26 protein-coding genes are annotated in these 24,010 nt (G+C 62.4%); 3 read left to right on the forward strand and 23 right to left on the reverse strand.

Going from position 1 to position 24,010, the window contains the following annotated elements:
- Window positions 1–58 precede the first annotated feature (58 nt).
- Window positions 59–1,333 (reverse strand): MFS transporter, encoded by a 1,275-nt coding sequence (locus tag AOA62_RS05225; protein WP_099548053.1) that lies wholly within the window; start codon window positions 1,331–1,333, stop codon window positions 59–61.
- 124 nt (window positions 1,334–1,457) lie between these two features.
- Between AOA62_RS05225 and AOA62_RS05230 the strand changes: the two genes are divergently transcribed.
- The gene (locus AOA62_RS05230; protein WP_017138561.1) at window positions 1,458–2,351 is read left to right on the forward strand and encodes a LysR family transcriptional regulator; all 894 of its coding nucleotides are present in this window, start codon (window positions 1,458–1,460) and stop codon (window positions 2,349–2,351) included.
- Between the two features lie 118 nt (window positions 2,352–2,469).
- Here the strand turns inward: AOA62_RS05230 and AOA62_RS05235 are convergent, their stop codons facing one another.
- The 20 genes from AOA62_RS05235 to AOA62_RS05330 form a co-directional block, all read right to left on the reverse strand.
- Entirely contained in the window at window positions 2,470–2,889 is a 420-nt protein-coding gene (locus tag AOA62_RS05235; protein WP_017138558.1) for a hypothetical protein, read from the reverse strand.
- A 26-nt stretch (window positions 2,890–2,915) separates the two neighbouring features.
- Complete coding sequence (locus AOA62_RS05240) at window positions 2,916–4,142, reverse strand: beta-ketoacyl-ACP synthase (protein WP_099548054.1); 1,227 nt, start codon at window positions 4,140–4,142, stop codon at window positions 2,916–2,918.
- On the reverse strand, window positions 4,142–4,870 hold the full coding sequence (fabG, locus tag AOA62_RS05245) for a 3-oxoacyl-ACP reductase FabG (RefSeq protein WP_099548055.1): 729 nt from the start codon (window positions 4,868–4,870) through the stop codon (window positions 4,142–4,144). The genes AOA62_RS05240 and fabG overlap by 1 nt, the downstream gene beginning before the upstream one ends.
- Window positions 4,867–5,328 (reverse strand): hotdog family protein, encoded by a 462-nt coding sequence (locus AOA62_RS05250; protein ID WP_017138555.1) that lies wholly within the window; start codon window positions 5,326–5,328, stop codon window positions 4,867–4,869. The genes fabG and AOA62_RS05250 overlap by 4 nt, the downstream gene beginning before the upstream one ends.
- Entirely contained in the window at window positions 5,325–6,491 is a 1,167-nt protein-coding gene (locus AOA62_RS05255) for a beta-ketoacyl-[acyl-carrier-protein] synthase family protein (RefSeq protein ID WP_099548056.1), read from the reverse strand. The genes AOA62_RS05250 and AOA62_RS05255 overlap by 4 nt, the downstream gene beginning before the upstream one ends.
- Window positions 6,488–6,970 (reverse strand): hypothetical protein, encoded by a 483-nt coding sequence (locus tag AOA62_RS05260; protein WP_099548057.1) that lies wholly within the window; start codon window positions 6,968–6,970, stop codon window positions 6,488–6,490. The genes AOA62_RS05255 and AOA62_RS05260 overlap by 4 nt, the downstream gene beginning before the upstream one ends.
- The gene (locus AOA62_RS05265) at window positions 6,967–7,701 is read right to left on the reverse strand and encodes a class I SAM-dependent methyltransferase (RefSeq protein ID WP_017138552.1); all 735 of its coding nucleotides are present in this window, start codon (window positions 7,699–7,701) and stop codon (window positions 6,967–6,969) included. Before AOA62_RS05265 ends, AOA62_RS05260 begins: the two co-directional genes overlap by 4 nt.
- Window positions 7,698–8,945 (reverse strand): NAD(P)/FAD-dependent oxidoreductase, encoded by a 1,248-nt coding sequence (locus AOA62_RS05270; RefSeq protein ID WP_099548058.1) that lies wholly within the window; start codon window positions 8,943–8,945, stop codon window positions 7,698–7,700. The genes AOA62_RS05265 and AOA62_RS05270 overlap by 4 nt, the downstream gene beginning before the upstream one ends.
- Window positions 8,946–8,978: 33 nt before the next feature.
- On the reverse strand, window positions 8,979–11,291 hold the full coding sequence (locus tag AOA62_RS05275; protein ID WP_099548059.1) for an MMPL family transporter: 2,313 nt from the start codon (window positions 11,289–11,291) through the stop codon (window positions 8,979–8,981).
- Window positions 11,281–11,931, reverse strand: coding sequence for an outer membrane lipoprotein carrier protein LolA (locus tag AOA62_RS05280; protein WP_099548060.1), 651 nt, complete (start codon window positions 11,929–11,931; stop codon window positions 11,281–11,283). The genes AOA62_RS05275 and AOA62_RS05280 overlap by 11 nt, the downstream gene beginning before the upstream one ends.
- 29 nt (window positions 11,932–11,960) lie before the next feature.
- On the reverse strand, window positions 11,961–12,386 hold the full coding sequence (locus tag AOA62_RS05285) for a thioesterase family protein (protein WP_099548061.1): 426 nt from the start codon (window positions 12,384–12,386) through the stop codon (window positions 11,961–11,963).
- Window positions 12,379–13,920, reverse strand: coding sequence for a histidine ammonia-lyase (gene hutH, locus AOA62_RS05290; protein ID WP_099548062.1), 1,542 nt, complete (start codon window positions 13,918–13,920; stop codon window positions 12,379–12,381). The genes AOA62_RS05285 and hutH overlap by 8 nt, the downstream gene beginning before the upstream one ends.
- Entirely contained in the window at window positions 13,904–14,839 is a 936-nt protein-coding gene (locus AOA62_RS05295; RefSeq protein WP_099548063.1) for a glycosyl transferase, read from the reverse strand. The genes hutH and AOA62_RS05295 overlap by 17 nt, the downstream gene beginning before the upstream one ends.
- Complete coding sequence (locus AOA62_RS05300) at window positions 14,836–15,570, reverse strand: glycosyltransferase family 2 protein (protein WP_017138545.1); 735 nt, start codon at window positions 15,568–15,570, stop codon at window positions 14,836–14,838. Before AOA62_RS05300 ends, AOA62_RS05295 begins: the two co-directional genes overlap by 4 nt.
- 167 nt (window positions 15,571–15,737) lie before the next feature.
- Window positions 15,738–17,408: an acyl-CoA synthetase family protein gene (locus AOA62_RS05305; protein WP_017138544.1), complete on the reverse strand. Its 1,671-nt coding sequence runs from the start codon at window positions 17,406–17,408 to the stop codon at window positions 15,738–15,740.
- A complete protein-coding gene (locus tag AOA62_RS05310) occupies window positions 17,405–17,950 on the reverse strand; it encodes a membrane protein (protein WP_017138543.1) in 546 nt (181 codons plus the stop codon). Before AOA62_RS05310 ends, AOA62_RS05305 begins: the two co-directional genes overlap by 4 nt.
- On the reverse strand, window positions 17,947–18,201 hold the full coding sequence (locus tag AOA62_RS05315; protein ID WP_003187949.1) for an acyl carrier protein: 255 nt from the start codon (window positions 18,199–18,201) through the stop codon (window positions 17,947–17,949). The genes AOA62_RS05310 and AOA62_RS05315 overlap by 4 nt, the downstream gene beginning before the upstream one ends.
- 9 nt (window positions 18,202–18,210) lie before the next feature.
- Window positions 18,211–18,480, reverse strand: a complete 270-nt coding sequence (locus tag AOA62_RS05320; protein WP_017138542.1) for a phosphopantetheine-binding protein — start codon at window positions 18,478–18,480, stop codon at window positions 18,211–18,213.
- Window positions 18,458–19,270: a 1-acyl-sn-glycerol-3-phosphate acyltransferase gene (locus AOA62_RS05325; RefSeq protein ID WP_017138541.1), complete on the reverse strand. Its 813-nt coding sequence runs from the start codon at window positions 19,268–19,270 to the stop codon at window positions 18,458–18,460. Before AOA62_RS05325 ends, AOA62_RS05320 begins: the two co-directional genes overlap by 23 nt.
- Window positions 19,246–19,965, reverse strand: coding sequence for a beta-ketoacyl synthase chain length factor (locus tag AOA62_RS05330; protein ID WP_099548064.1), 720 nt, complete (start codon window positions 19,963–19,965; stop codon window positions 19,246–19,248). The genes AOA62_RS05325 and AOA62_RS05330 overlap by 25 nt, the downstream gene beginning before the upstream one ends.
- Window positions 19,966–20,282: 317 nt before the next feature.
- Between AOA62_RS05330 and AOA62_RS05335 the strand changes: the two genes are divergently transcribed.
- Both AOA62_RS05335 and AOA62_RS05345 read left to right on the forward strand, forming a co-directional pair.
- The gene (locus AOA62_RS05335; protein WP_017138539.1) at window positions 20,283–21,053 is read left to right on the forward strand and encodes a ParA family protein; all 771 of its coding nucleotides are present in this window, start codon (window positions 20,283–20,285) and stop codon (window positions 21,051–21,053) included.
- 478 nt (window positions 21,054–21,531) lie between these two features.
- Complete coding sequence (locus AOA62_RS05345) at window positions 21,532–21,753, forward strand: DUF6124 family protein (RefSeq protein WP_099548066.1); 222 nt, start codon at window positions 21,532–21,534, stop codon at window positions 21,751–21,753.
- Between the two features lie 125 nt (window positions 21,754–21,878).
- On the opposite strand, the gene trxC is transcribed toward AOA62_RS05345, so the two are convergent.
- Both trxC and selO read right to left on the reverse strand, forming a co-directional pair.
- Window positions 21,879–22,313 carry a thioredoxin TrxC gene (gene trxC, locus AOA62_RS05350; protein WP_017138537.1) on the reverse strand — a complete coding sequence of 145 codons (435 nt, stop codon included), beginning with the start codon at window positions 22,311–22,313 and terminating at the stop codon, window positions 21,879–21,881.
- A gap of 216 nt (window positions 22,314–22,529) precedes the next feature.
- Window positions 22,530–23,993: a protein adenylyltransferase SelO gene (gene selO / locus AOA62_RS05360; RefSeq protein ID WP_017138536.1), complete on the reverse strand. Its 1,464-nt coding sequence runs from the start codon at window positions 23,991–23,993 to the stop codon at window positions 22,530–22,532.
- Between the last annotated feature and the right edge of the window lie 17 nt (window positions 23,994–24,010).

Below are 24,010 nucleotides of genomic sequence, written 5' to 3' on the forward strand. Positions count from 1 at the left end.
GTGAATTCACTATTGCTATCGCAGGCAAGCCAGCTCCCACATTAAAAGCAGGACCGCGTCAGGTTTTTACATTCCCCAGCGGCGGCAACTTCGCCAGCTTCAGCGCCACCAACAGCGCGCCAATCAACAGCGCCACGATAAACCCGCCAATCCCGTTCCACCCGGCAAAGTGCCAGAAGAACCCGCCCGCCGTCCCCGCGACACTCGACCCCACGTAGTAGCAGAACAGGTACAGCGACGACGCCTGCCCTTTGGCCCTTACCGCCCGCCGCCCAATCCAGCTGCTGGCTACCGAATGCGCGCCGAAGAAGCCGAAGGTGAAGATCAGCATGCCCGGCACCACCAGCCACAGCGGCGTGAACAGGGTCAGCAGCATCCCCGACAGCATCAAGACGATGGTGCCCCACAGTACGCGACGGCGGCCGAGACGGTCAGCCAGAGAGCCGATTTTCGCCGAACTGTAGATGCCTGACAGGTACACCAGCGACAACAGGCCAACCACCGCCTGGCTAAGTTCGTAGGGCGAGGCCAACAGGCGATAGCCGATGTAGTTGAACATCGTCACGAATGCGCCCATCAACAGGAAGGCCTCGAGGAACAGCCACGGCAGGCCCGCGTCCTTGAAGTGCATGACAAAACCGTTCACCAGGTTACGCGGCTTCAGGCTGCTGGCGCGGAAGTTGCGCGATTCAGGCAGGATTTTCCAGAACACCGTGGCTGCGATCAGCGCCAGCGCGCCGATGATCAGCATCGCGGTGTGCCAGCTGACAAAGTCGATCAACACGCCGATGATCAGACGCCCGCTCATGCCGCCAATCGCGTTGCCGCCGATGTACAGGCCCATGGCCAGGCCAATGTGCTGAGGGTGGATCTCTTCGCTCAGGTAAGTCATCGCCACGGCGGCCAGGCCGCTTAGCGACAAGCCCACCAGCGCACGCATCAGCAGAATGCCTTCCCAGGTCGGCATCAAGCCGCTGGCGATGGTCGCCAGCGCGGCGCAGAACAGGGCTGAAACCATCACCGGCTTGCGCCCCAAGCGGTCGGAAATCGGTCCGGTAATCAGCAGGCCCAGCGCCAGCATCGCCGTGGCGACCGAGAGGATCAGGCTGCTTTGCGCCGCATTGATGGAAAACTCGTGGGATAACGCCGGCATCATCGGTTGCACGCAGTACAGCAGGGCAAAGGTGGCAAACCCGCCGGAGAACAGCGCGAGCACCGTGCGCATGAACATCGGCGTGCCTTTTTCGATGTACGCGTCATTGAGCTGGGCGACCACCTCATCCAAGGCGGTAGGCGGGACTTCTTGAGCGAATGGCGCGACAGCAGATTTCACGGGGACCTCGGGGAGGAAAAGCCTGCCAGGACTGGCAATACGAAAAAGAATATAGCTGCCTAATGATTCTTTCCAATATATTGTTCGACCTGTTTAAGAGCTTTTACGACCTAATGAGGTTTGCATGGAATTGCGTCACTTGCGGTACTTCATTGCCGTCGCCGAAGAGCTGCATTTTGGCCGCGCCGCGCAGGTGCTGGGCATCTCTCAACCGCCGTTGAGCCAGCAGATCCAGGCGCTGGAACAGGAAGTCGGCGCACGCTTGTTTGAGCGCACCAATCGTCGGGTTGAGCTGAGCGAGGCCGGCCGATTGTTCCTGCACGAGGCGCGTTTGGTGTTGGCGCAGGTGGATAAAGCCGCCGACGTTGCCCGCCGCGCGCAATTGGGGGAGTTAGGCGAACTGAAGATCGGCTTCACCTCGTCGGCGCCATTCAACGCCAGCATTCCACAGGCGATCTTTGCGTTTCGTAAAGCCTTCCCGGCGGTGCACCTGAATTTGCAGGAAATGAGCAGCACCGAAGTGGCCGAGTCGCTGGTGGATGAGTCGATTCAGGTGGGCCTGATGCGCCCGCTGCCGTTGCCGGATTCTCTAAGCGTGATCGAGTTGATGCGCGAGCCGTTGGTTGCGGTATTGAACGCTGGCCATCCGTTGGTGGAAGGCAGCGAGCGCGGCCTGCACCTGGCGCAACTGGCCGAAGAGCCGTTTGTATTTTTCCCGCGCACCTACGGCAGCGGCCTCTACGCTCAGCTGCTCAACCTGGCCCGCGATGCCGGCTTCAGCCCGCACTTCGCCCAGGAAGCTGGAGAAGCGATGACCATCATCGGCCTGGTGGCGGCGGGGTTGGGGGTGTCGGTGCTGCCGGCGTCTTACCAGCGCATCCGCATTGATGGCGTGGTCTATCGCACCTTGCTCGATCGGGAGGCCGTGACGGCGGTGTGGCTGGTGCAACGCAAGGGTGCGCAAACGCCAATGGCCAAGGCCTTTGTGGAGCTGCTGACGCGCCAGGCGATCTTATAGTCGAACACGGTCAAAAGTGGGAGCTGGCTTGCCTGCGATGCAGGCGCCTCGGTTTATCAGAAAAACTGAGGTGATCCCATCGCAGGCAAGCCAGCTCCCACATTTGGATGCGAAAGCCTCAGTTCTGCTTTAAGGCCTCCACGCCATTGATACCCGCACTCTGCAAGCCCGCCATGATGTCGCGATCCAGCATGCTCACCCAGCGGTTGTAGTTGCGATGGATCTTGCCGTCCTTGTAGCCCAGGTCGCGGCTGTCGCGGTAGGTGATGGCGTAGCTGGTGCGGGTGTAGCGGATATCGATTTCGGCGTGGAATTGGTTGCGCACAGTGATTTCGGCCTGCACCAGTTGCGGGCTCAGGCGTTGCACGGTCCATTCGCGTTTTTGCAGGGCCGCGACGATCACCTGTTTGATTTTTTCTTCGCTGAGCTGGGCCGTGACCGGCAAATCGTGCTGGGTGTTTAGCACGGGTTTGTTGGTGCAACCGGCGGTGGTCAGCAAAGCCAGAGTGATCAGGGTGGCGCGTAGCAAGGAAGACATTCCGTTTTCTCCAGTCAATTAAAAAATCAGGACCAGCGGCGAAAGATCAGCGAAGTGTTGACGCCGCCAAAGGCAAAGTTGTTGTTCATCACGTAGTCGTTGTGCATCTCGCGAAACCCACCTTGCAGGTAATCCAGCTCGCCGCATTGCGGGTCGACGGCATCCAGGTTGAAGGTGTGCACATACTGGTCGCGGTTCATCATTTCGATGCTGAACCACGATTCCAGTGCGCCGCACGCGCCCAAAGTGTGGCCCAGGAAGCTTTTCTGCGAACTGATCGGCATGCGGCTGCCGAACAGGCTGCTGGTGGCCAGCGTCTCGGCGATGTCGCCCTGGTCGGTGGCGGTGCCGTGGCCATTGACGTAGCCGATGGCGGATGGCTCAAGCCCGGCATCTTCCAGGGCCAGCTCCATGGCGCGGCGCATGGTTTTCTGCTCTGGGCGTGTGGTGTGCTGGCCGTCGGCGTTGCTGCCGAAGCCGACCAGTTCGGCGTGGATGTGCGCGCCGCGTGCCAAGGCGTGCTCCAGTTCTTCGAGCACCAGCATGCCGCCGCCTTCGCCGATCACCAGGCCGTCGCGGCCGCTGTCGTAAGGGCGTGGGCTGGTCTGTGGCGCATCGTTTTTCAGGCTGGTGGCGTAGAGCGCGTCGAACACCATGGCTTCGGTGGGGCACAATTCCTCGGCGCCGCCGGCAAGCATCAACGGCAAGCGGCCGAACTTGATCGCCTCGTAGGCGTAACCAATGCCCTGGCTGCCGCTGGTGCAGGCGCTGGAGGTCGGGATCAGCCGCCCGGTGAGGCCAAAGAAGATGCTGATATTCGCTGCTGTGGTGTGCGGCATCATGCGCACATAGGAGTTGGCATTCAGCCCCTCGGCCACCGAGTTCAGCAGCATATTGCCGAACGCCTTGATCTCATCGGTGCTGCCGGTGGATGAGCCACAGGCCACGCCCATGCGCCCGTCCTTGATCGATTCGTCGCCGAGCAAGCCGGCATCCTGCAACGCCTGTTCCGCCGCCCACACCGCCAGGCGCGACACGCGGCCCATGCTGCGCAGTTGCTTGCGCGTCCAGTGCGAGGGCACGACAAAGTCGTCGATCGGCCCGGCCAGGCGCGTGTTCAGTTCGGTAAAACGGTCCCACTCATCCATGCGCCGGATGCCGCTGCGGTTGGCGCGAAAGTTGGCGGCGATGGTGTCCCAATCGCTGCCCAGGGAGGTCATGCCGGCCATGCCGGTGACGACGACGCGCTTCATCAGCACAGGCCTCCATTCACGGCCAGCACTTGGCGCGTTATATAGCCGGCCTCGGCCGACATCAGGAAGTTCACCGCACCGGCGACTTCTTCCGGGGTGCCCATGCGTTGCGCCGGGATCATCTTCATCAGTTCTTCGACCGGCACGTTTTCATCCAGCATCGCCGTGTCGATCAAGCCTGGGGCGACGCAATTGACGGTGATCTTGCGCTTGCCCAGTTCAATAGCCAGCGCCTTGGCCGCGCCGATCAAACCGGCTTTGGAGGCGCTGTAGTTGACCTGGCCACGGTTGCCGATCAAACCGGAAACCGACGTGATACAAACGATACGGCCAGCGGCGCGACGACGAATCATCGGCATCATCACCGGGTGCAGCACGTTGTAGAAACCATCCAGGTTGGTGCGCATCACCACATCCCAATCGTCTTCGGAGAGGGCCGGGAACGCACCGTCGCGTGTCAGGCCGGCGTTGAGCACCACGCCGTAATAGGCGCCATATTGCTCCACGTCGGCCTCAAGGATTTCCTTGCAGCTGAAACGATCCGCCACATCAAATTGCAGCACCCGCGCCTTGCGGCCCAGCGCCTCGATCTCGAGCTTTACCGCGTCCGCTTCAGCGCGGCCACTGCGGCAATGCAGCACGATGTCATGCCCGGCCTGGGCCAGGCGCAGGGCAATGGCGCGGCCGATGCCACGGCTGGAGCCGGTGACCAGTACGGATTCAGTCATGGCGTTGAGTCCTTCGATTCATCTAAATAATTGGCCGCCTGGGGCGGTCGAAATACGTTCAAACGTGCGCTGGCCTGGATACCGTCACCGGTCAGGTGGCATTCGAACACACCCATGCCGTTGTCGTCTTCCAGCGAGCGCAGGCCGTGGATGCGCAGCTCGGCGCCGGCCGGGAAGTGTTCCACGTTGCATTCGAATTTGCGCGTGCCGAGCAGGAAACCCAGTTCCACTGCCTCGCCGTTCTGGCGCGCGCGGCAGCCGGCATAGGCGGCGACGCTTTGCGCCATCAGCTCGATGCCGACCCAGGCTGGCAGGCTGCCGTCCGGCCGGTTGAACAGGCCGCCGGGCTTGACGGTGGCGCGGGTGTGAACCTGCTCTTCATCGAATGACAGCACCTGGTCGATCAGGATCATGTCACCCGCGTGGGGCAGCAGTTCGGCGAGTGGCCAATCGATCATGGGGCCTCCGCGATTATCAGGCTGACGTTATTGCCGCCGAAGGCAAACGAGTTGCTCATCAGGCAGCGTTTTTTCAAGGTGTCGCCGGTCTGTGCCCACTGCAGCGCGGGCAGCGTCGGATCGGCTTGACCGTCCCACACATGCGGCGGCACACGGTCATGCATCAGGCTCAACCAGCAGAACGCCGCTTCCAGCGCGCCTGCGGCACCGAGGGTGTGGCCGCTCATGGGCTTGGTCGACGAACACGCTACGCCTTGAGGAAACAGGCTGGCGACGGCCAGGCTTTCCATGGCGTCGTTGTGCTGGGTGGCAGTGCCGTGCAGGTTCAGGTAACCGATGTGTTCCGGTTCAAGTTTGGCGCTGGCCAAGGCCTTGCGCATCGACTGCAACGCACCTTTGCCGCTGGGCTCTGGCGCGGAGATATGGTGCGCATCGCAACTGGCGCCGCTGCCGAGCAAGGCAATCGGCGCAGGTGTTTTGGTCATGAGAAACAGCACTGCCGCTTCGCCGATATTGATGCCGTTGCGGTTCACCGAAAACGGATTGCAACGCTCGCTGGAGACCGCTTCCAGCGCGGTAAAGCCGTTCAGCGTCAGCTTGCACAGGCTGTCGACGCCACCGCAGATCACCGCATCACACACACCCAGGTCGAGCAGGCGCTGGGCACTCATCAACGCACGGGCGCTGGAAGTGCAGGCAGTAGAAATCACATAGGCCGGGCCGCTTACCTGTAGCCAGTCAGCGAGAAAATTCGCCGGTGCGCTGAGTTCCTGTTGCTGGTAGTCATAGTCGCCCGGGAACTGCTGCCCACGCAGGTAATGCGCGATGCCGCGACTGGCTTCATCGATGCCCGAGGTGCTGGTGCCCAGCACAATGCCAACCCGCGAGGCGCCGTAGGTGTGGATCGCCTGGCGCAGCTCGCTTTCAATCTGCAAGGCCGCTTCCAGCAGCAACTGGTTATTGCGGCTGCTCTGCGGGCGTAGGTCAGCCGGGATTGCCACCAGCTCGCTGCGCACGCCGCCCACCGGCAGCACGCGCTCTGGCACCCAACCGCTTTCGGCGCGCATGCCGGAACAATCGCCGGTAAACAGGCTGCGGCTGACTTCAGCCTGGCCGCGGCCCAGGGCGCAGATCACGCCCAGGGCATTCAGGTAAGCCGTCATCGCGCCGCCCCCAGTGGGGTGATGCGGTAGCTCAACGGCTGGCCCGCCATGTTCACGCTGAACACCTCGGAGGACTGATAGACGATCTGCCAATGCCCCGGCAGCGTGCGCGTCAGGTCCATCGCCTGGGCACGCGGATATAGCGTGGGCACGTCATCGGCCGAGGTCAGCGCAAACAACAGCGCCGCAAACAGCTCACGCGCCTGGGGATTGGGCGGCAGCAAGCCGTCGGCCTGCCACTGGCCATTGATCAGCTTTTGCCGGGCCTGGGGAATGCCCAACGGGTCCATCATCGACCAGCGAATGGCCGCGCCTTCGCGCTGGATCACCAGCAGCCAATCCTGGGTTTGGCCGTCGGCGCGGCGCTGCACGTGCAATTGCATGGGCAAGGCCAGGGCCGGGGTTTTTTCGGGCAGTGGCGGCTGGCTGACGCAGGCGCTCAGCAGCAACAGGCAACCCATCAACAGCATACGAATCATGTTTCGGCGCTCGCTAAAGGTTTACGCGCCACGCAGTTGACCAGCGTTTCTTCGCGCTGGCCAACCGGTGGTGGGCTGCGCAGGCCCCAGCGTTCCAGCAGGCCGAAATCGCTGGAGCGGCTCCACCACAAATACGGGTACGAAACGTTCTGCGGGCCGAACTCAAAACCCTGCTCGCGCAGCATCTCCAGGTATTCTTCAGCGCTCTTCTGCACATGCATCGGGTGGCGGAACAGCCAGCGAATCACCCAAGTGTCGATATAGGCTTCGGTGGATTCGGCAAACAGCAGATAGCCGCCCGGCTTAAGGACGCGATAGAACTCTTTCAAGGCGCGATGCTGTTCCACCAGATGGTGAAAGGTCTGGTGGCAGAACAGGATATCCACGCTTGCGTCCGGCACCTGCAGTGTGGCGCAGTCGCTGCCGATCAGCTCGATGGCCAAGCCTTGGCGCTTGGCTTCTGCCTGGCTCAGCTCGAGGCTGTGCGGGTCGGCATCCAGGCCGATCAAGCGCTGTGGCGCGAACACCTGCTGCAAATACTGGAACGACTTGCCCTGGCCGCAACCGGCGTCCAGCAGCACCGGCGCCACGGGCAGCGGGTCGGTGAACAGGCCGCGCAGGTCGTTGATCGCCACGCGCAATACATGGTGCTGCCAAGTGTGGCTGCGCAGGAACCAGAAGCCGAATTTGGTTTCTTCGACGTAGTTTTTACTCAGGTATTGGCTACTCATACCGGCTCACCCGCACAAATTTCCGACAACATCCGCAGCCGCCGTTTGGGCTCGCTGACAAACGGGTTGCGCTCATCCCAGGCGTAACCGGCGAGGATCGAACTGATCATCCGGCGAATCTCCGGCGAGCTGCCTGGGTGAAAAATCACGTCCTGGAAGGTGCCTGCATACCAGCCTTCGACATAGCAACGGAAGGTGTCGACCCCGCGTTTCAGCGGCTCGGCGAACTCGGTTTGCCAGTCGACGGTTTCGCCCTTGAGTTGGCGATGTAACAGCGCTGCGGCCATGCTCGCCGAACGCATGGCGATGGTCACGCCGGAAGAGAACACCGGGTCGAGAAATTCCGCCGCATTGCCCAGCAGCGCAAAGCCAGGGCCGTGCAGGGTTTTGACGTTGGCCGAATAGCCGGCGAGGGTACGCGCGGGCGTATCCCACACGGCGTTTTGCAGCACGCCCGCCAGGCTTGGCGTCTCAGCGATGAAACCGCGCAGGCAGGCGTCGAGGTCGCTGTCGCGGCCGTCGAAATGTTCTTTTGCCGCCACCACGCCTACCGAGCAGCGGCCATGGCTGAACGGGATGGTCCAGAACCAGATATCGCGTTGGGTCGGGTGAGTGGTGACGAGGATTTTGCTGCGATCAAAACCTGGGTGTGTGATGTGATCTTCAACGTGGGTAAACACCGCCTGGCGCACCGGGAAATTCGACGGTGCTTCCAGGTCCAGCAGGCGCGACAGCACGCGGCCGTAGCCGCTGGCATCGAGCACGAACTTGGCCTTGAGGTGATACTCGCTGCCATTCTGGCGACGCACGTGCAGGTAGCGGCTTTCACCGGCGAAATCCACACCGACGATGCTTTCGCCATAGCGAATCTCTACGCCTTGCAGCGCCGCTTGATCAGCCAGCAACTTGTCGAACTCGCCGCGCTGCACCTGGAAGGTGGTGGGCTTGCCGTTGCTGAAGGTGTCACCGAAATCAAACGCACTGTAGCGCTCGCCCCAGGCGAACGCCGCGCCGGTTTTTACCTGGAAACCCGCGGCCTGTACGGCGTCGAGCATGCCGGCTTCTTCGATAAAGTCGATGCAGTGCGACAGCAGGCTTTCGCCAATCGAGAAGCGTGGGAAATGCTCGCGCTCGATTATCAATACATCATGCCCGTGGCGCTTTAACAGCGCGGCGGCGATAGCGCCGGATGGCCCGGCACCAATCACCACCACCTGGCGACGTTCCATTTCAACTGTGGGCACGAGGGCTCCTTGCCACTTTGGCGATTAACACATTCATAAGGCGTGCTTCTGATGCCCGGCCCAAGGCGCCAGCATAAAGCTGAACGCCAGGCCGAGGCTGACCGACAGGCCGAAATTGCTCACGGCGGGTGTACTCGATACCGCCAGCAGGCCAAACGACAACCAGGTCGTCAGTGCTGCCAGCAGCGTACCTAAAAGACTCACGGCCGCGCCGCCGATCTGCTCGCGCATCAAGATCGCATAGTCGACGCTGATGGCGGTGACCAACAGCAGGCCGAACAGGCTGAACAAGGTCAGCGGCTGGCCCAGCCAACCGAGGCTGGCGAGGCTGCACAGCGCCGCGAGCAGTGGCAGGGCGACGATGCGCAAGGCGCCGCCAACACCGAATGGCATGATCAATAACAGCACGATCAGCACACACGACATCAGCTTCAACTCAGCCGCGCTGATCTGCGTGTCGGCAAACACTTGGTTCAAATCACCCAGCCGGTCAACCAGTTGCACGCCGGGTAAATCCAGCGCCTGCACGCGCAACAGCGCCGGGTTGTTCAGGCCTTGCAGGCTGACCATCGCCGCCACGCCGCCGTTTACCGGCCCCAGCCACAAGGTGCGCCAAGGCTCAGCCAATGGGCCAACCAGCGCGGCATCGATGTCTTCGGTGGGCAGCGCTTGCAGTTGCGTGACTTCGGCTTGCAGCGCGCTGGCCGGCACGCCAAGGTCCAGCAGCGGCTGCCAGTGCTGCGCGAGGTTGTTCAGCGCATCACGAAGTTGCTGCTGCTCAGCCGGCAGGCTCACCAGTTGGTTGAGCGCCAGGTAGCCTTGCAGCTTGCCCATGTTCACCAACTGATCCAGGCGTTCGCCCAGGGCGGCCTGGCGTTCCAGTAACTGCTGCTGGTTGTCGGCGCGCACCAGGAAAAACTGGCTGGTGGGCTGGAAACCAGTAATGCGCGCCACGGCCTGCGCTTCTTGCAGCAATTGCGGCGGGGCACCGATCCACTGGCGGATATCATTTTTACTGTTCAAGTGCCACAGGCCGCCCGCGCAAAACAGCAGCAACAGTGCCAGCAGCACCGGGCTTGGCACGCGCTTGAGCAGCGCGGCGCGCAATAGCCACAGGCATTCGGCAATCCGCAGTGGCCATTGTGCCGGGCGCAGCTCCACACCCTTGAGCAGCGCGGGCAGCAGGCACACCGCCGACAGGTAGGCACCGACTAAACCGGCGGCGGAGAACACGGCGATTTGCGTCAGCGCCGGGAACGGCGTCCATGCAAGCGCCAGGTAGCCAATGCAACTGGTCGCCAGGCTCAGGCTCAGCCCTGGCAAGGTCAGGCGCAATGCCGGCCAGCTGCGCCAGGGTTGCAGGCTCCAGCTTTTGGACAGGTAATGCAGCGGGTAATCCACCGCCACGCCGATCAGGCTGGAGCCCAGCACCAGGGTCATCACATGCATATGGCCGAACAGTGCCACACAGGCCACCGCGCCAAACAGCATACCCACCAGCACCGGCACAAACGCCAGCAACACGCGCCAGCGCCGGAACGCCAGCAACAGCAACAACAGGATGCCCAGCGTGGCGCCACCACCGACCCAGGTGATTTCCCGCGTGGCCTGTTGCTGCCCGTTGGCGGCGTAAAGCAGGCCGCTGGCAGCGAGCAATTGCACGCCTTGCTCGCGGGCCTGTTCGCGACTGGCCTGGAGCAGGTCCGCCACTTGCAGCGGCAGTTTCATGTCAAAGGCATTGCCGGTGGTGCGCGCACGCAGCAGCACCCAGCTTTTGCCGTCGGCATCGGCAATCAAGGCGCCGCTGCCGATATCGAGCTGCACCGAACCGTGCTGCGGTTGGCTGTTCTGGATGCGCCCGGTAAGGCCCAGCCAGTCGTCCTGGCTCGGCACCAGGCTGAACCCGGTAAACGGGTCGAACAGCGCTTGCACGCGCTGCTGAATGAACGCGTCTGGGTGCTCGATCAGTTGTTCGCGGTCCTTGGCCGAGAGCATCGCCAGCCGACCGCGCAGCAATTGTTCACGCAGGGCGGGCAAGTCGGCTTGCAGGTTCCACTGCACTTTTTCAAACAGGCCGCTGGCCTGCCAGCGTTCGCCCATTTGCTGCGCCACTGCTACGGCTTTTTGCCGATCGGCATGCCCCACCAACACCAGCATTTCGCGGTTCAGCGGTTCCTGCATACGCTGTTCGGCCTTGAGTTCCAGCGCATCCGGCGTGCTGCCCGGCACCAGTTCCATCAGGTTGGCCGACAATGGCGCGCCATGGCGCCACTGCCAGCCGGCCAGCGCCAACACCGCCACCAGCAGGATCAGGAACAGGCGTGGCAGCCAGCGCTCACTGGGCAAAGTCGTGTTGCTCCGATTCGCTCAACGGTTGGCCGGCAGTGCTGTCCTGCATGCGCAGCACGGTGCTGTCGCCCTGGGTTTCGAGCAGTTCGATTGTTTGCACCAGCTCGCCGCCGTCGATATTGATCTGGGTGAATACCTGCTTGAGTAGCAGCGAGCGTGGGACCAGCGTCAGCTTCCACTGTTGGGCTTCGCCTTGCAGCTGTAACTCGAAATCGCGCTGCAATCCGCTGCTGTCGCCCTGGAGTACGGCGAGGAACAGGCGATTCTGCTCGGCACCGGCGCTCTTGTTCGGCAGCAATTGCCAGCCGTTGGCGTCACGTCGGGCGATGCCTTGGGCGCTGATGCGGTAGTCCTGTTGCAGTGGGGTTTTCAACAGCCACAGCAGGCCGTGGTCTTTGGCGAGTACGAACGTGCCTTTGCTGACCAGTGGCTGGGGCAGGGCGCGCAGGTGTTTTTCCTGGATGAAGCTGCCGTGGATTACGGCGGGTTTGGCCAGTTGGTCACTTAGCTGCTGCAGGTCGAAGGCGTGGGCACTGAAACTCAGTAGCAACCCGATCAATGTGGGAGCGGGCTTGCCCGCGATGAACCCGAGGGCGCCGCGTAGTATCAGGCGAAGCGCGTTATCGTTGACGACCATCGCGGGCAAGCCCGCTCCCACATTGGATCTCATTTCAAGGCCCTTTCTACTGCGTTGGTAAAGACTGCGGGCGAGGCCAGCTGCATCTCGCGGCTGGCGATTTCCACCGCCACTTGCACGGTGCTGGCGCGGGTCAGGCGCTCGCCGCTGGCCAGGTCGGTGATCAGATAGTTCACCTTCAAACGGTTCTCCCACTCCACCAGGCTGGCGCGCACATTGATCGTTTGGCCAAAGGTCGCGCCGCGCACATAGCGCAGCTGCATGTCGATCACCGGCCAGGCGTAGCCGGATTCGAGCATCGCCGTGTAGTTGTGGCCGAGCTTGTCCAGCAACGCGCAGCGCGCCACTTCCAGGTACTTCACGTAATGCCCGTGCCACACCACGTTCATGGTGTCGACATCAAAAAACGGCACGAGGATTTGCGTGTCGCAATGCAACACGCCCTGGCTACGCATGCAGCCTCCAGTGTTGCTCGGCGATACGTTTGAGGCACAGGCGCAGTTCGCCTTCCAATGCGCGGTCTTCGATCACCGGCGGGAAGTCTTTGGCCAGCTCGATATGCATGGCCGCCAGTGCGGGTGGCAGTGGGCGTGCGTCTTCAGCCTGGGCGCGCAACCACACGCCCTGGTTGGCGGCGAGCAAGGTGGCGGCGGCGACCTGTTCGGTCAGCTCCAGCACGCGGATTGCGTCGCGGGCGGCGATGGTGCCCATGCTCACCTTGTCCTGGTTATGGCATTCGGTGGAGCGCGAGAACACGCTGGCCGGCATGGTGTTTTTCAGCGCTTCGGCGGTCCAGGCGCTGGTGCCGATCTGCACGGCCTTGAAGCCGTGGTTGATCATCGCGCGGTCGGCCGGCGCGCCGGACAGGTTGCTCGGCAGGCCGTGGTTGTAACGCACATCCACCAGCAGCGCGAGCTGACGGTCGAGCAGGTCGGCGACGTTAGCCACCAGGGTCTTGAGGCTGTCCATGGCAAAGGCGATATGCCCGCCGTAGAAGTGCCCGCCGTGCAGCACGCGCTCTTCTTCGGCGTCGATAATCGGGTTGTCGTTGGCGCTGTTCAGCTCGATTTCAATGAACGAGCGCAGCCAGTTCAGGCTGTCGGCCAGCACGCCCAGCACATGGGGCGCGCAGCGCAGCGAGTAGCGATCCTGCAAACGATGCAGCGGCGCAGTCGGCGCATCGATCGCCAGGTCCTTGCGCAGCCAGGCGGCCACTTGCATCTGCCCCGGGTGCGGCTTGGCGGCGAACAGGCGCTCGTCGAAGTGTTCCGGGTTGCCTTGCAGCGCTACCACGTTCAATGCGGTGATGCGCGTGGCCAGTTGCAGCAGGTAGTCGGCGCGGGCGAAGGCCAGGCAGGCAAGGCCGGTCATCACGGCGGTGCCGTTCATCAAGGCCAGGGCTTCCTTGGGGCGCAGCACCAGCGGCTCCCAACCGAGTTCGCGGTGTACGTCGGCAGCCTGGCGGCGTTCGCCACGGAACAGCACTTCGCGCTCACCGGACAGGGTCGCCGCCACGTAGGACAGCGGCGTCAGATCACCGCTGGCGCCCACTGAACCTTCTTCCGGAATCAGCGGCAGCACGTCGTGTTCGAGGAACGCATGCAGGCGCTCCAGCAACTCCACACGCACGCCGGACACGCCGTGGCACAGCGACTGCAAGCGTGCGGCGAGTACGGCGCGGGTGGCCTGTGCGTCGAGCAACTTGCCCAGGCCGCAACCGTGGAAGGTGTAGAGGTGACGCGGCAACGCCTCGACGTGCTGCAACGGCACCGCCACCACGCATGAATCGCCGTAGCCGGTAGTCACGCCATAGATCACGCCTTCCTTGTCCAGCAGCGAGTCGAGGAACTGCGCGCCCTTGGCGATGCGCTGGCGATAAGCGGCGTCATCCTGCAATTGCGTGGGCGCCTGACGGTTGGCCAGGGCCAGCACGTCTTCGATTGGCAGGTGGCGTTCGCCAAAAATTACCGGCTCAAGATGCGGGGTCATCGGTCTTCCAGAAAGGGTAAAAGTTGAACCATTGTTGGGGCGCCTCCAGGCAAAAATCGCCCAGGCGTGCGGCGTAGCGGGCGGTCCACTGGGCGATGACGTGCTCGCGGGTGCTGCGCTTCCATTCGATCAAGGCGGCGAACGGCTCGATGGTCAGGCGATAGCGGCCATTGTGCTTGAGGCACATCAGCAGGTTGACCGGGCATTTAAGCAGGCCGGCCAGCAGCCACGGGCCTTGGGGGAACGCGGCGGCATGCCCGAGAAAGTCCACGCGCACCTTGCGCCCGCCGTGCAGGGGCACGCGGTCACCGGCAATCGCCAGCCACTCGCCCTCGTCCAGGCGCTGGCTGAGCAGCAGCATGGTCGCCGGGTCCAGCTCGCTGACCTGGATCAGGCGCAAGTGCGTGGCCCCGGCCTCGCCCAGCAGGCGGTTGAATTGTTCGGCGTGCTTGGTGTGCACCAACACGTTCATGGTGACTTGTTCGCCAATCTCTGCGAGTGCGCGGCACACCTCCAGGTTGCCCAAGTGCGCGCCCACCAGCATCTGGCCGCGCTTGCCGCGTAACTGCCCGCGCAATTGCGCCGGGTCGTTGATTTCGATCTGTTCGATGCGCAGCTTGCCGTTCCACACGTCGAGCTTGTCGAGCAAGGAGTCGGCGAAGGCCATGAACTGCGCGAACACGCTTTTATGGCTGGGCCGCAACGCAGCGCGCCCGCTCCAGTCGGCCAGGCGCTGCTGGTATTGCCAGGCACTTTGGCGCGCTGTGCGGCCGAACAGGAAAAAGTACAAAACGATGCCGTACAGCACCGGGCTCAACAGGCGGCGGCCCAGCACTTTGGCCGCGAACGCGGTGAGTTTCATCAGCCAGAAGCTGCCGCGCTCTTCGCGGTCGGCCCAGTGTTTGGTGCTGTCGCTCATGCCTGCCACCGTCGCCACACAATCATCGGCGCGCGTACCAGCATGCCGAAGAACAGCCGGGTGTGCATGGCGCTGATGCGCACGTTGTCGCGGAACAGGCGGAAGTGTGACACGCCATCGGTGGGGTAATGCACCTGGGTCGGCAGCCAGCGCATCGGCTGGTTGCGCCAGGCCAGGCGTACCAGGATGTCGGAGTCGAAATCCATGCGCGTGCCGATGTACGCCGAATCCATCAAGGCCAGCGTCGGCGCCAGCGGGTACACGCGAAAACCGCACATCGAGTCGCGAATCTGCAGCGACAGGGTGTTGATCCACACCCACACGTGGGTCAGGTAGCGCGCGTAAAGGCGACCCTTGGGCACGCTGTCGTCGTATTCGGGGTAGCCGCAGATCACCGCGTTTGGGTGCGTGCGCGAGGCGTCGAGGAAGCTGTCGACTTCGCGCAGGTCGTGTTGGCCGTCGGCGTCTACCTGCAGCGCGTGGGTGTAGCCCAGGCGCGCGGCTTCGCGAAAACCGGCCATGACCGCGCCGCCTTTGCCTTGGTTGTTTGGCAGGGTCAACAAGGTGACGTGATCGAGCGTTGCCAGTTGCGCCAATACCGCCGCGCACGCCGGGCTGCTGCCGTCATCGACCAGCAGGCACGGCAGGCCGCTGTTCAACAGGCTGTGAACCACGGCGGGCACGGCGGCTTCGTGGTTGTAGACCGGGATGAGGGCGCAGGGGTTATGCATGCTGAACATTCCCAGGATTACTGCGACCCTTGTGGCGAGGGAGCTTGCTCCCGTTGGGCTGCGAAGCAGCCCCAGTCCAGTCGACCGAGAGCATCCTGACGCATTGCGGCGCCTGAGTTGGGAGCGCTTCGCACTCCAGCGGGAGCAAGCTCCCTCGCCACAAAAGCCTATTCACTTGGGGCCTCCAGCACGATCCGGCCGCTGGAGCAGGCCGCATCGCCGTTGCGGTACGCGAAGTACAGCTTGCCGCGCTCCGGATCGAAGCGCAGGTGCAGTTCAACCTGATCACCAGGGCGCACCAGTTGCTGGAACTTGAGCACTTCCATCCCGGCAAAGGTCGCGGGTAAATCGAGCAGTTGCTGGCCGAGGTTGAAGGCCCATTCCACCTGCACCACGCCGGGCAGCACCGGTGTGACCGGGAAATGGCCGCTGAAGTAGGCCAGGTCCGGCGGGATGCTCAGTTGCACAGTCCATTCGCCGTTGGCTTCGACCTGTTCCAGCACTTCGGGTGCTTTTGGGCGTGGTGCCAGCAGCAATGCCTCTGCGTCAGCCTGGGGCAGTTTGCCTTGGCTGTTCAGCGGCAGCTGGCGCAGCAAACGCCAGCGACGTGGCAGAGCCAGGGCTTCGCAATGTTGGCTTAAATGCTCGCGCAGGGTTTGGGTGACGCTGCGTCGCCCCTGGTTGCGCAGCGCATGCAGGCCCTCGGCGCTCAGCACCACCAGCGCGCCAAGTGAAGCGCGGTTTTCCTGCACCACGCCCAGACGGGTTTCAGCGACCCAGGCGTGGGTCAGCAGTGCCTGTTCGAGCATGGGCAGGGAGATGCGCTTTTCTTCCAGTTTGACGATGCGGTCCAGGCGCCCGAGCAGCTCGAAGCGGCCATCGGAATGAATGCGCGCCGCGTCGGCGGTTTGTTCGATATGCCCGGCCGGCAGGTACGGCGAGGCAATGCGCAGGGCGCCGTCGGCATCCTGGCTCAGTTCCACATCGGCAAATGGCTGCCACGGCTGTGCGCCCTGGCGCCAGGCGATACCGCCGGTTTCCGAGCTGCCGAGGATTTCCGTCGGCCATTGCTGCAAGCGGTCGTACAGGCTGCCGGCGGCTTCCACTGGCAGCGCGCCGCCGGAGGAGAACACTCGCGACACTTTACTCAGTGCGGGCCAGTCGAGGTTGTCGCCCATGCGCTTGAGCAGTGCGGGGCTGGCGACCCAGGCAAATTGCGCATGTTCGCGGCTGGCGCGCTGCATGTCTTCAGGGAAGGCCAGTTGCTTGCGCACAAAGGTGCGGCCGGCGCACAGCGGCCACAACACCCGGAACAGCAAACCATAGATATGTTGGGTGGCCACGCTGCCGATGATGCAGGCGTCTTTGAGGCCTGCGCCCCACAGCGCTTCCAGCGCCGCCACTTCGTTGGCCAGTTGGCGCAGGGTCTTGTCGATGCGCTTGGGTTCGCCGCTGGAGCCGGAGGTGCACAGGCTCAATTGGCAGGCGTCGAGGTCGAGCGCGGCAGGGCTCAATGGCGCCTGATACAACGCGTCAAGGTCGGCTGCCTCTACCAGCCAGGCGTCCACGCTGTCGTCCCAGCGTTGGCGGGTCTGGGGCTGCAAGTCGGCAGGCAGCAGCACACTGACCCCGGCACGCCAGGCGCCCAGCAGGGCAACGGCCAGCACGCCTGCGTCTTCCAGGTGCACCGCCAAGCGCTGGATGCCGCGCGCCTGCAGGCCCGCCGCGAGGCTCAGGGCCTGCTCGCAGAGTTGGACGTGATTCATCGCAGGTTCGGTGGTGACCGAACGTTGTTCCAGCGCCTCAAGCAGCAAGTGCTCAAGTTTCAACCCATTCATACGCGGCCTCGAACCCTTTGTCGTACCAGCCATTCCACGGCAAACAGCAGCCCCATCAGCCCGTAGGCGATGAGGCCGTTGTACAACGTCCACCAGCTCAGTGGCGCCCACAGCGTGAGGGCGGCGGCGAGCAAGCCATTACACAGAAAAAACACACTCCACACCACGGTGACCTGGCGCGTGTACACAATTGCTTTGGGCGGCAGCTGCGGGTCGGTCATGCGTGCAAGACGCTCGACCATCGGCGGCCCGTATTTGAGGCTCATGCCGAACAGCGCCAGCATGAACGCGCTGACCAGGCTCGGGTACCAGCGCAGCAACTGCGGGTTGTCGAACCAGGCCAACAGCAGGCAGAACACGATCACCGCTACGGCCATCCAGCGGCTGCCGGGGCGCCGTGCGCCGGTCAGCGCACGCAACAGCCACAGGCTGCCCAGCAGCAAACCGAATTGCCACGGCGCGAAGTGCTCGGTGCCGTAATACACCGCAAAAGGGTACAGCAGCCCCGCCAGCAACAGGCCAAGGCCGATCAGCCGGCTCATGCGGCAGGCTGGACCAGACGGTACACCGCCTCAACCACGTCGTTGACAGTGCGCACCGCCTTGAACTCTTCGGCGGCGATCTTCTTGCCGGTCTGGCGCTTGATATGGTCGATCAGGTCCACGGCATCGATGCTGTCGATTTCCAGGTCCTGATACAGGTTGGCGTCGAGGGTGACGCGCTCAGGCGGCAGTTCAAACAGTTCCACCAAGGCATCGCGCAGGGTGTTGAAAATATCGTCACGAGTTTGCATGGTCCGGTCTCAAGCTGCCTTTTTAGCCGTGACGAATGCCGCAAGGCTGGCCACGTTGGTGAAGTGATTGCGCGTGTCTTTGGCGTCGGCATCGATCTTGATGCCGTACTTTTTCTGGATCGCCAGGCCCAACTCCAGGGCGTCCACCGAATCCAGGCCCAGGCCTTCGCCGAACAGGGTCTGGTCGCTGCCAATGTCGTCGGGGCTGATGTCTTCCAGGCCCAGGGCCTCGATGATCAGCGCCTTTATGTCGTGCTCAAGGCTGTGTTGGTTGCTCATCTTCGGCGAGCTCCTTAATGAAATAGTGATGCAGGTAATCGTTGAGCTTGCGTGAAGCCTGGGGCGCTGGCCCCAGTGTGGCAAACGCCTGTGGGTCTATATCGGCACCTACGCGCAAACTGAAGTGAAAACGGCGTTTGGGAATGCGATACCAGGGTTCGGCCTTGGTCAGGGTGGTGGGGCTGACCTTGATCACCACCGGGGTGATGATTGTCGCACCGCGCAGGGCAATGGCCGCGCCGCCGCGATGAAAGGCCGGTGCTACGCCGGGCGTGGTGCGCGTGCCCTCGGGAAAGATGATCAGCGTCTGGCCATCGCGCAGCGCATCGGCCGCGGCATCGAGCATATCGGCGCTGCCGTCATTGCTGATGTAACCGGCGTCGCGCACCGGCCCACGGGTGAACGGGTTCTGGAACAGACTCTGCTTGACCACGCAGTTGGTCTGGCGCATCAGGCCGATCAAAAACACCACGTCGATCAGCGACGGGTGGTTGGCGATGATCATCTGGCCGGGGCGCCCGAGGTTTTCTGCGCCTTCAACGCTGTAGGTCAGCACACCGGCGCGTTGCATCATGCGGATAAACAGCCAGAACAGCTTGCTGATGGTGTGGCGGGCGCGGCGCTGGTGTTTAGCGGCACTGCCTGGCAGGCAACTGAGCAGCGGGAACACCAGCAAACGCAGGCACAGCCCGCCGACACCGAAGCAGAAGAAGCTCGCGGCGGTGGCGAACAGGCGCCAGTAATAGGCGTCCCGTGGCTTGTCGGTCAGGGCTTGCGTTGCCAGTTCCATACACGGTTCTTCCAGGCATGTTGGCAGGTGGCCTGCTCGGTAAGCAGGGTGCGCAGCAGGTTCAGGGCGTGGGGCCACTGGGTTTGAGTGAGTTGGACAGCGCCGCTGTTTAGTTCCAGTTGCCACTCGTCGCCCGGGGTCAGCAGCAGGCCGAGGGCATAAGGGAAGGGCACGTCACGGATCCAGTCGGCGTAAGCCGCAGGCGGTTGTTCTTCGGTGATCACCAGCAACACCGCCGGGGCGCCTTCGTTGAGCAGCGCGGCGGCTTCGAGCATGCCGTGTTCCAGGCCATCGCCAGCGGCGGCGAGGGCGGTCATTTCGCAGGTCTCATTGCGCAGGATCGACCACAGGCCAATCACCGCGTTATGCACCGACAGGCTGAACTGGGTGGGCGACAGCGGCTCGTCGTTGGCCAGGTCGCTGAGTATATCGAGGGTGCGCGGGGTTTCGCCGTGCCGGGAAACAAACACCAGCGGCAGGTCTTGCCGGCCCTCGGCCAACGGCCAGCCCACGCTGAACGCCATGCGCGCCAGCCGGCTCAGGCGGCGGCGCTGCATGGCGGGCAGGAAGGACACGTCGGGTGACGCATCGCTGGCCGGCACTAACACCGGAGCCTGGCACCAGGCGCGCCAGTCGTGCGCAGTCTCAAGGCCCGGAGCCCAGGCGCGCCATTGGTCGATATTGAAAGTGATCACTGAGAAGTTATCCCGCCCCTGCGGGCTTCCATGTGCAGCCGTTGGCCCCGAATACCGGGACAGGGAACAATGGCCGAATGGCGCGCATTATCCCGGTGCCGTGGGGTTCTAGCAAACTTTGGTAAAGAATTGTTCACGGATGAATACAATTTGCCGGAAAAGATTTACAGATTGTCCTTTACCCGTGCGGTGTGTGGATTGTAGGACTCCTCCTTTTGTTCGACAGGTGATGCGCCAGTGCATGGATGAACGAGGTAGCTAACAGGCGCTTTTGCCCTCTACACTCGGACATTCATTGATACACGGAGGTTTTTTCCATGCGGCGTGTGGTGTTCAATCAAAAAGGCGGCGTTGGCAAGTCCAGCATTGCCTGCAACCTGGCGGCGGTGAGCGCCAGTGAAGGCTATCGGACCCTGTTGGTGGACCTCGATGCACAAGCGAACTCAACTCAGTACCTCACAGGGCTGACCGGCGACGATATCCCGATGGGCATCGCCGACTTCTTCAAGCAAACCCTGTCTTCCGGGCCGTTTTCGAAGAAAAATCAGGTGGATATCTACGAAACGCCATTCGACAACCTGCACGTGATCACCGCGACCGCCGAGCTTGCGGACCTGCAGCCCAAGCTTGAGGCCAAACACAAGATCAACAAGCTGCGAAAGCTGCTGGATGAGTTGAGCGAAGATTACGACCGGATTTACCTGGATACGCCGCCTGCACTGAATTTTTATGCGGTTTCGGCGTTGATTGCCGCTGATCGCGTGCTGATCCCGTTTGATTGCGACAGCTTCTCGCGCCAGGCGTTGTATGGTCTGTTGCGTGAAATCGAAGAATTGAAGGAAGACCACAACGAAGGCCTCGAAGTGGAAGGCATCGTGGTCAACCAGTTCCAGGCCCGTGCGAGCCTGCCGCAGCAGATGCTGGATGAGTTGATTGCCGAAGGTTTGCCGGTACTGCCGGTGTACCTGGCCAGCTCGGTGCGCATGCGCGAGTCGCACCAGGAGAGCAAGCCGCTGATCCACCTGGACCCACGGCACAAGCTGACGTTGCAGTTTGTGGAGCTGCATAACTTGCTGGAAAATGCCTGATCCCTATAGCAACACAAATCCCCTGTGAACTCATGTGGGAGCTGGCTTGCCTGCGATGCAGACAACTCGGTCTATCAGTTAGACCGAGGTGATGCCATCGCAGGCAAGCCAGCTCCCACATTTGTTTTTGTGTTTCAGCAGGGGGATTTGGATTGTTCCTACGGAGGCTGTAGGAAGGGTCTGGCAAATGGGGTTGTGGGTTGTATCGTTGCCTACAGCTAAGCCAGAATCGCCCGGCTTGTGCGTCTGGATGGGCGTCTCTAAGGTTGGCCGGTCGCTGAATGTTCAGTGATCGGGTTTAGTAGCCCGTGGTGAGACGTACAGCAAATCATTGATCAGGACTGCCCTGTATTTGATGGTGGCTGTACGGAGGGCGCTTTCGAGCGCGCCGGTGAGTCTCCCCGGTCTACTAACCTGCGTACAGCTGCCACCCTCCGTTTAGTAGCGGCTGGTTGCGGCTCCTACCCGGAGACGTTCCATGGTTAACCTTTATTCCGTTGCACCCAACCTCCCTACCGAAACCCTCGTACTCAACAGCTACGAAACCTTCACTTCCGTCCGTACCCTGTTACTCAAGCTGTCCAACGACCTCACCGGCGAGCACCGCGACGTGGCTTTGGCCATTCATCAATTAAGCGAACTCGGCGTAATGCTGGTCGGCCAGATGATGGACCACGAAACCCCCGTAGCCCGAGCTTAAAACGCGGTCAATGTGGGAGCTGGCTTGCCTGCGATGCAGGCAACTCGGTCTATCAGTTAGACCGAGGTGAGGCCATCGCAGGCAAGCCAGCTCCCACAGTTGACCCCGTTGATTGAGGGGCTGGTTTACACCCCTTGGCTACGCAACCAACTCATCAACTGCGGCAACGGGAACGCCCCACTCTGGCGTGCCACTTCACGGCCGTTCTTGAACAGAATCAAACTCGGAATCGAGCGAATCCCCAACTGCGCCGACAGCTGCTGATTAGCCTCGCTATCAAGCTTGGCCAATCGGCACTTGCCCTCCAACTGCCCAGCCGCCTGCTCAAACACCGGCGCAAACGACTTGCACGGCCCACACCACTCGGCCCACACATCCACCAGCAACGGCAGGTCGCCCTTGATCTGGCTGGCGTAGTCGCCTTGTTTCAGCTCGAAGGGCTTGTTCAACAAAACAGGCTGCTTGCAGCGCCCGCATTTAGGCGCATCACCCAAGCGTTCGCCGGGGATGCGGTTGAGGCCGTTGCAATGCGGGCAGGGGATTACAAGAGGTTCGGACATGGTGGGCTCCTAGGACGTGGCCAATGGGTTCAATCTGGAGCCGGCAACGAGGTTTATCAAGACCAGGCGAAAAGGATGAAACACTGATCGTTCCCACGCTCCGCGTGGTAATGCATCCCGTGACGCTCCGCGTCACCCGTGCGCAGATGCACTGCAAAAGGCGGGACGCGGAGCGTCCCAGGCGGCATTCCCACGCGGAGCGTGGGAACGATCATCTTACGACGAGCAACTAATCTCCAAATGCTTGCCCCAGTCCGGTGGCCGCTGGGCGTATTGCTCCATCCCGGCCTGCTCTTCAAAAGGCTTGCTCAGCACCTCATGCAGCCGCCGCGCTTCGCTGTAGTCGCCTGACTCGGCAGCCGCGATGGCGTTTTGCGCCAGATAGTTGCGCAGGATGTACAGCGGGTTAACTGCGTGCATGCGTTCACGGCGCTGTGCCTCGCTGTAATCGCCATCCCGTGCGACGCGAGCCTTGTATTGATCAGCCCAGGCATCAAACCCGGCCAGGTCGACAAAGTCATCGCGCAAGCGCGCCACGGCCAGTGCCGCAGACTCATCACCCAGACGGCGGAAGAACAGCGTGTAGTCCACGCCGCTGTTCTGCATCAGTTTCAGCAAGCGTTCCACCAGTGGCTGGTCAGCGTCTTCAGCCGTGGTGAGCCCCAAGCGTCGACGCATCAGGTCCAGGTAGTGCGCCTGATACAGCGGCAGATACAGCCCAAGGGCTTCTTTTAAGGCATCCACACTGATAAACGGCGTCAGCGCCTGGGCCAGCGCGCTCAGGTTCCACTGCCCGATCGGCACTTGGTTGCTGAAGGAGTAGCGCCCTTCATGGTCCGAATGGTTGCAGATGAAGTGCGCGTCAAAATCATCCAGAAACGCAAACGGCCCGAAGTCGAAGGTGATGCCGAGGATCGACATATTGTCGGTGTTCATCACGCCGTGGCAGAAGCCATAGGCCTGCCATTTGGCGATCATCTCGGCATTGCGCTCGACGATTTCGCGGAACATTGCCAGGTACGGTTCGGGCTGTTCGCGGCACTCGGGGTAGTGCAGATTCAACACGTGCTCGGCCAATTCGGCCTGCTGCTCGGGCTTCTTGGTGTAGTAGAAGTATTCGAAATGCCCGAAGCGGATATGGCTGTGAGCCAAGCGCAATACCATGGCGCCGCGCTCTTGTTTCTCGCGCCATACCGGCGTGTCGGAGCCAATCACGCAGAGGGCGCGGCTGCTGGGAATACCCAAGGCATGCAGGGCTTCGGAAGCGAGAAACTCACGAATCGAAGAGCGCAGCACCGCACGCCCATCGCCCATGCGCGAATACGGCGTCATCCCGGCGCCCTTGAGGTGCAAGTCCCAATGCTCGCCGGCCTGGTTGTACACCTCACCCAGCAACAACCCGCGGCCATCGCCCAGTTGCGGGGTATAGCCGCCGAACTGGTGCCCGGAATAGACCATTGCCCGCGGTTCTGCTTCGGCCCACAGTTTGTGCCCGCCAAACAGCTCGGCAAATACCGGCGTTTCGGCCACGGTCGGGTCGAGGTCGAGCAAGGCCATGGCGGCGTCGCTCGCCACCACAAGGCGCGGCGCGTCGAGGGGCTCAGGCAGTACGTGGGTTGAAAACGCGTCGCCCAGGCGTGCGAAGCGGTTGTCGAAGGTCAGTTCGTCGAGGGCTTTCACCGGCCATCTCCAGCAGA

Origin of the sequence: Pseudomonas sp. 2995-3, from assembly GCF_002742565.1 — a bacterium.
GTDB classification, from domain to species: domain Bacteria; phylum Pseudomonadota; class Gammaproteobacteria; order Pseudomonadales; family Pseudomonadaceae; genus Aquipseudomonas; species Aquipseudomonas edaphica.

What these genes read in the sequence shown, in the direction of transcription:
- AOA62_RS05230 (WP_017138561.1), top strand. Translation starts at nt 1,458, where the DNA reads ATGGAATTGCGTCACTTGCGGTACTTCATTGCCGTCGCCGAAGAGCTG.
- AOA62_RS05235 (WP_017138558.1), bottom strand. Translation starts at nt 2,889, where the DNA reads ATGTCTTCCTTGCTACGCGCCACCCTGATCACTCTGGCTTTGCTGACC.
- AOA62_RS05240 (WP_099548054.1), bottom strand. Translation starts at nt 4,142, where the DNA reads ATGAAGCGCGTCGTCGTCACCGGCATGGCCGGCATGACCTCCCTGGGC.
- fabG (WP_099548055.1), bottom strand. Translation starts at nt 4,870, where the DNA reads ATGACTGAATCCGTACTGGTCACCGGCTCCAGCCGTGGCATCGGCCGC.
- AOA62_RS05250 (WP_017138555.1), bottom strand. Translation starts at nt 5,328, where the DNA reads ATGATCGATTGGCCACTCGCCGAACTGCTGCCCCACGCGGGTGACATG.
- AOA62_RS05255 (WP_099548056.1), bottom strand. Translation starts at nt 6,491, where the DNA reads ATGACGGCTTACCTGAATGCCCTGGGCGTGATCTGCGCCCTGGGCCGC.
- AOA62_RS05260 (WP_099548057.1), bottom strand. Translation starts at nt 6,970, where the DNA reads ATGATTCGTATGCTGTTGATGGGTTGCCTGTTGCTGCTGAGCGCCTGC.
- AOA62_RS05265 (WP_017138552.1), bottom strand. Translation starts at nt 7,701, where the DNA reads ATGAGTAGCCAATACCTGAGTAAAAACTACGTCGAAGAAACCAAATTC.
- AOA62_RS05280 (WP_099548060.1), bottom strand. Translation starts at nt 11,931, where the DNA reads ATGGTCGTCAACGATAACGCGCTTCGCCTGATACTACGCGGCGCCCTC.
- AOA62_RS05285 (WP_099548061.1), bottom strand. Translation starts at nt 12,386, where the DNA reads ATGCGTAGCCAGGGCGTGTTGCATTGCGACACGCAAATCCTCGTGCCG.
- hutH (WP_099548062.1), bottom strand. Translation starts at nt 13,920, where the DNA reads ATGACCCCGCATCTTGAGCCGGTAATTTTTGGCGAACGCCACCTGCCA.
- AOA62_RS05295 (WP_099548063.1), bottom strand. Translation starts at nt 14,839, where the DNA reads ATGAGCGACAGCACCAAACACTGGGCCGACCGCGAAGAGCGCGGCAGC.
- AOA62_RS05300 (WP_017138545.1), bottom strand. Translation starts at nt 15,570, where the DNA reads ATGCATAACCCCTGCGCCCTCATCCCGGTCTACAACCACGAAGCCGCC.
- AOA62_RS05305 (WP_017138544.1), bottom strand. Translation starts at nt 17,408, where the DNA reads ATGAATGGGTTGAAACTTGAGCACTTGCTGCTTGAGGCGCTGGAACAA.
- AOA62_RS05310 (WP_017138543.1), bottom strand. Translation starts at nt 17,950, where the DNA reads ATGAGCCGGCTGATCGGCCTTGGCCTGTTGCTGGCGGGGCTGCTGTAC.
- AOA62_RS05315 (WP_003187949.1), bottom strand. Translation starts at nt 18,201, where the DNA reads ATGCAAACTCGTGACGATATTTTCAACACCCTGCGCGATGCCTTGGTG.
- AOA62_RS05320 (WP_017138542.1), bottom strand. Translation starts at nt 18,480, where the DNA reads ATGAGCAACCAACACAGCCTTGAGCACGACATAAAGGCGCTGATCATC.
- AOA62_RS05325 (WP_017138541.1), bottom strand. Translation starts at nt 19,270, where the DNA reads ATGGAACTGGCAACGCAAGCCCTGACCGACAAGCCACGGGACGCCTAT.
- AOA62_RS05335 (WP_017138539.1), top strand. Translation starts at nt 20,283, where the DNA reads ATGCGGCGTGTGGTGTTCAATCAAAAAGGCGGCGTTGGCAAGTCCAGC.
- AOA62_RS05345 (WP_099548066.1), top strand. Translation starts at nt 21,532, where the DNA reads ATGGTTAACCTTTATTCCGTTGCACCCAACCTCCCTACCGAAACCCTC.
- trxC (WP_017138537.1), bottom strand. Translation starts at nt 22,313, where the DNA reads ATGTCCGAACCTCTTGTAATCCCCTGCCCGCATTGCAACGGCCTCAAC.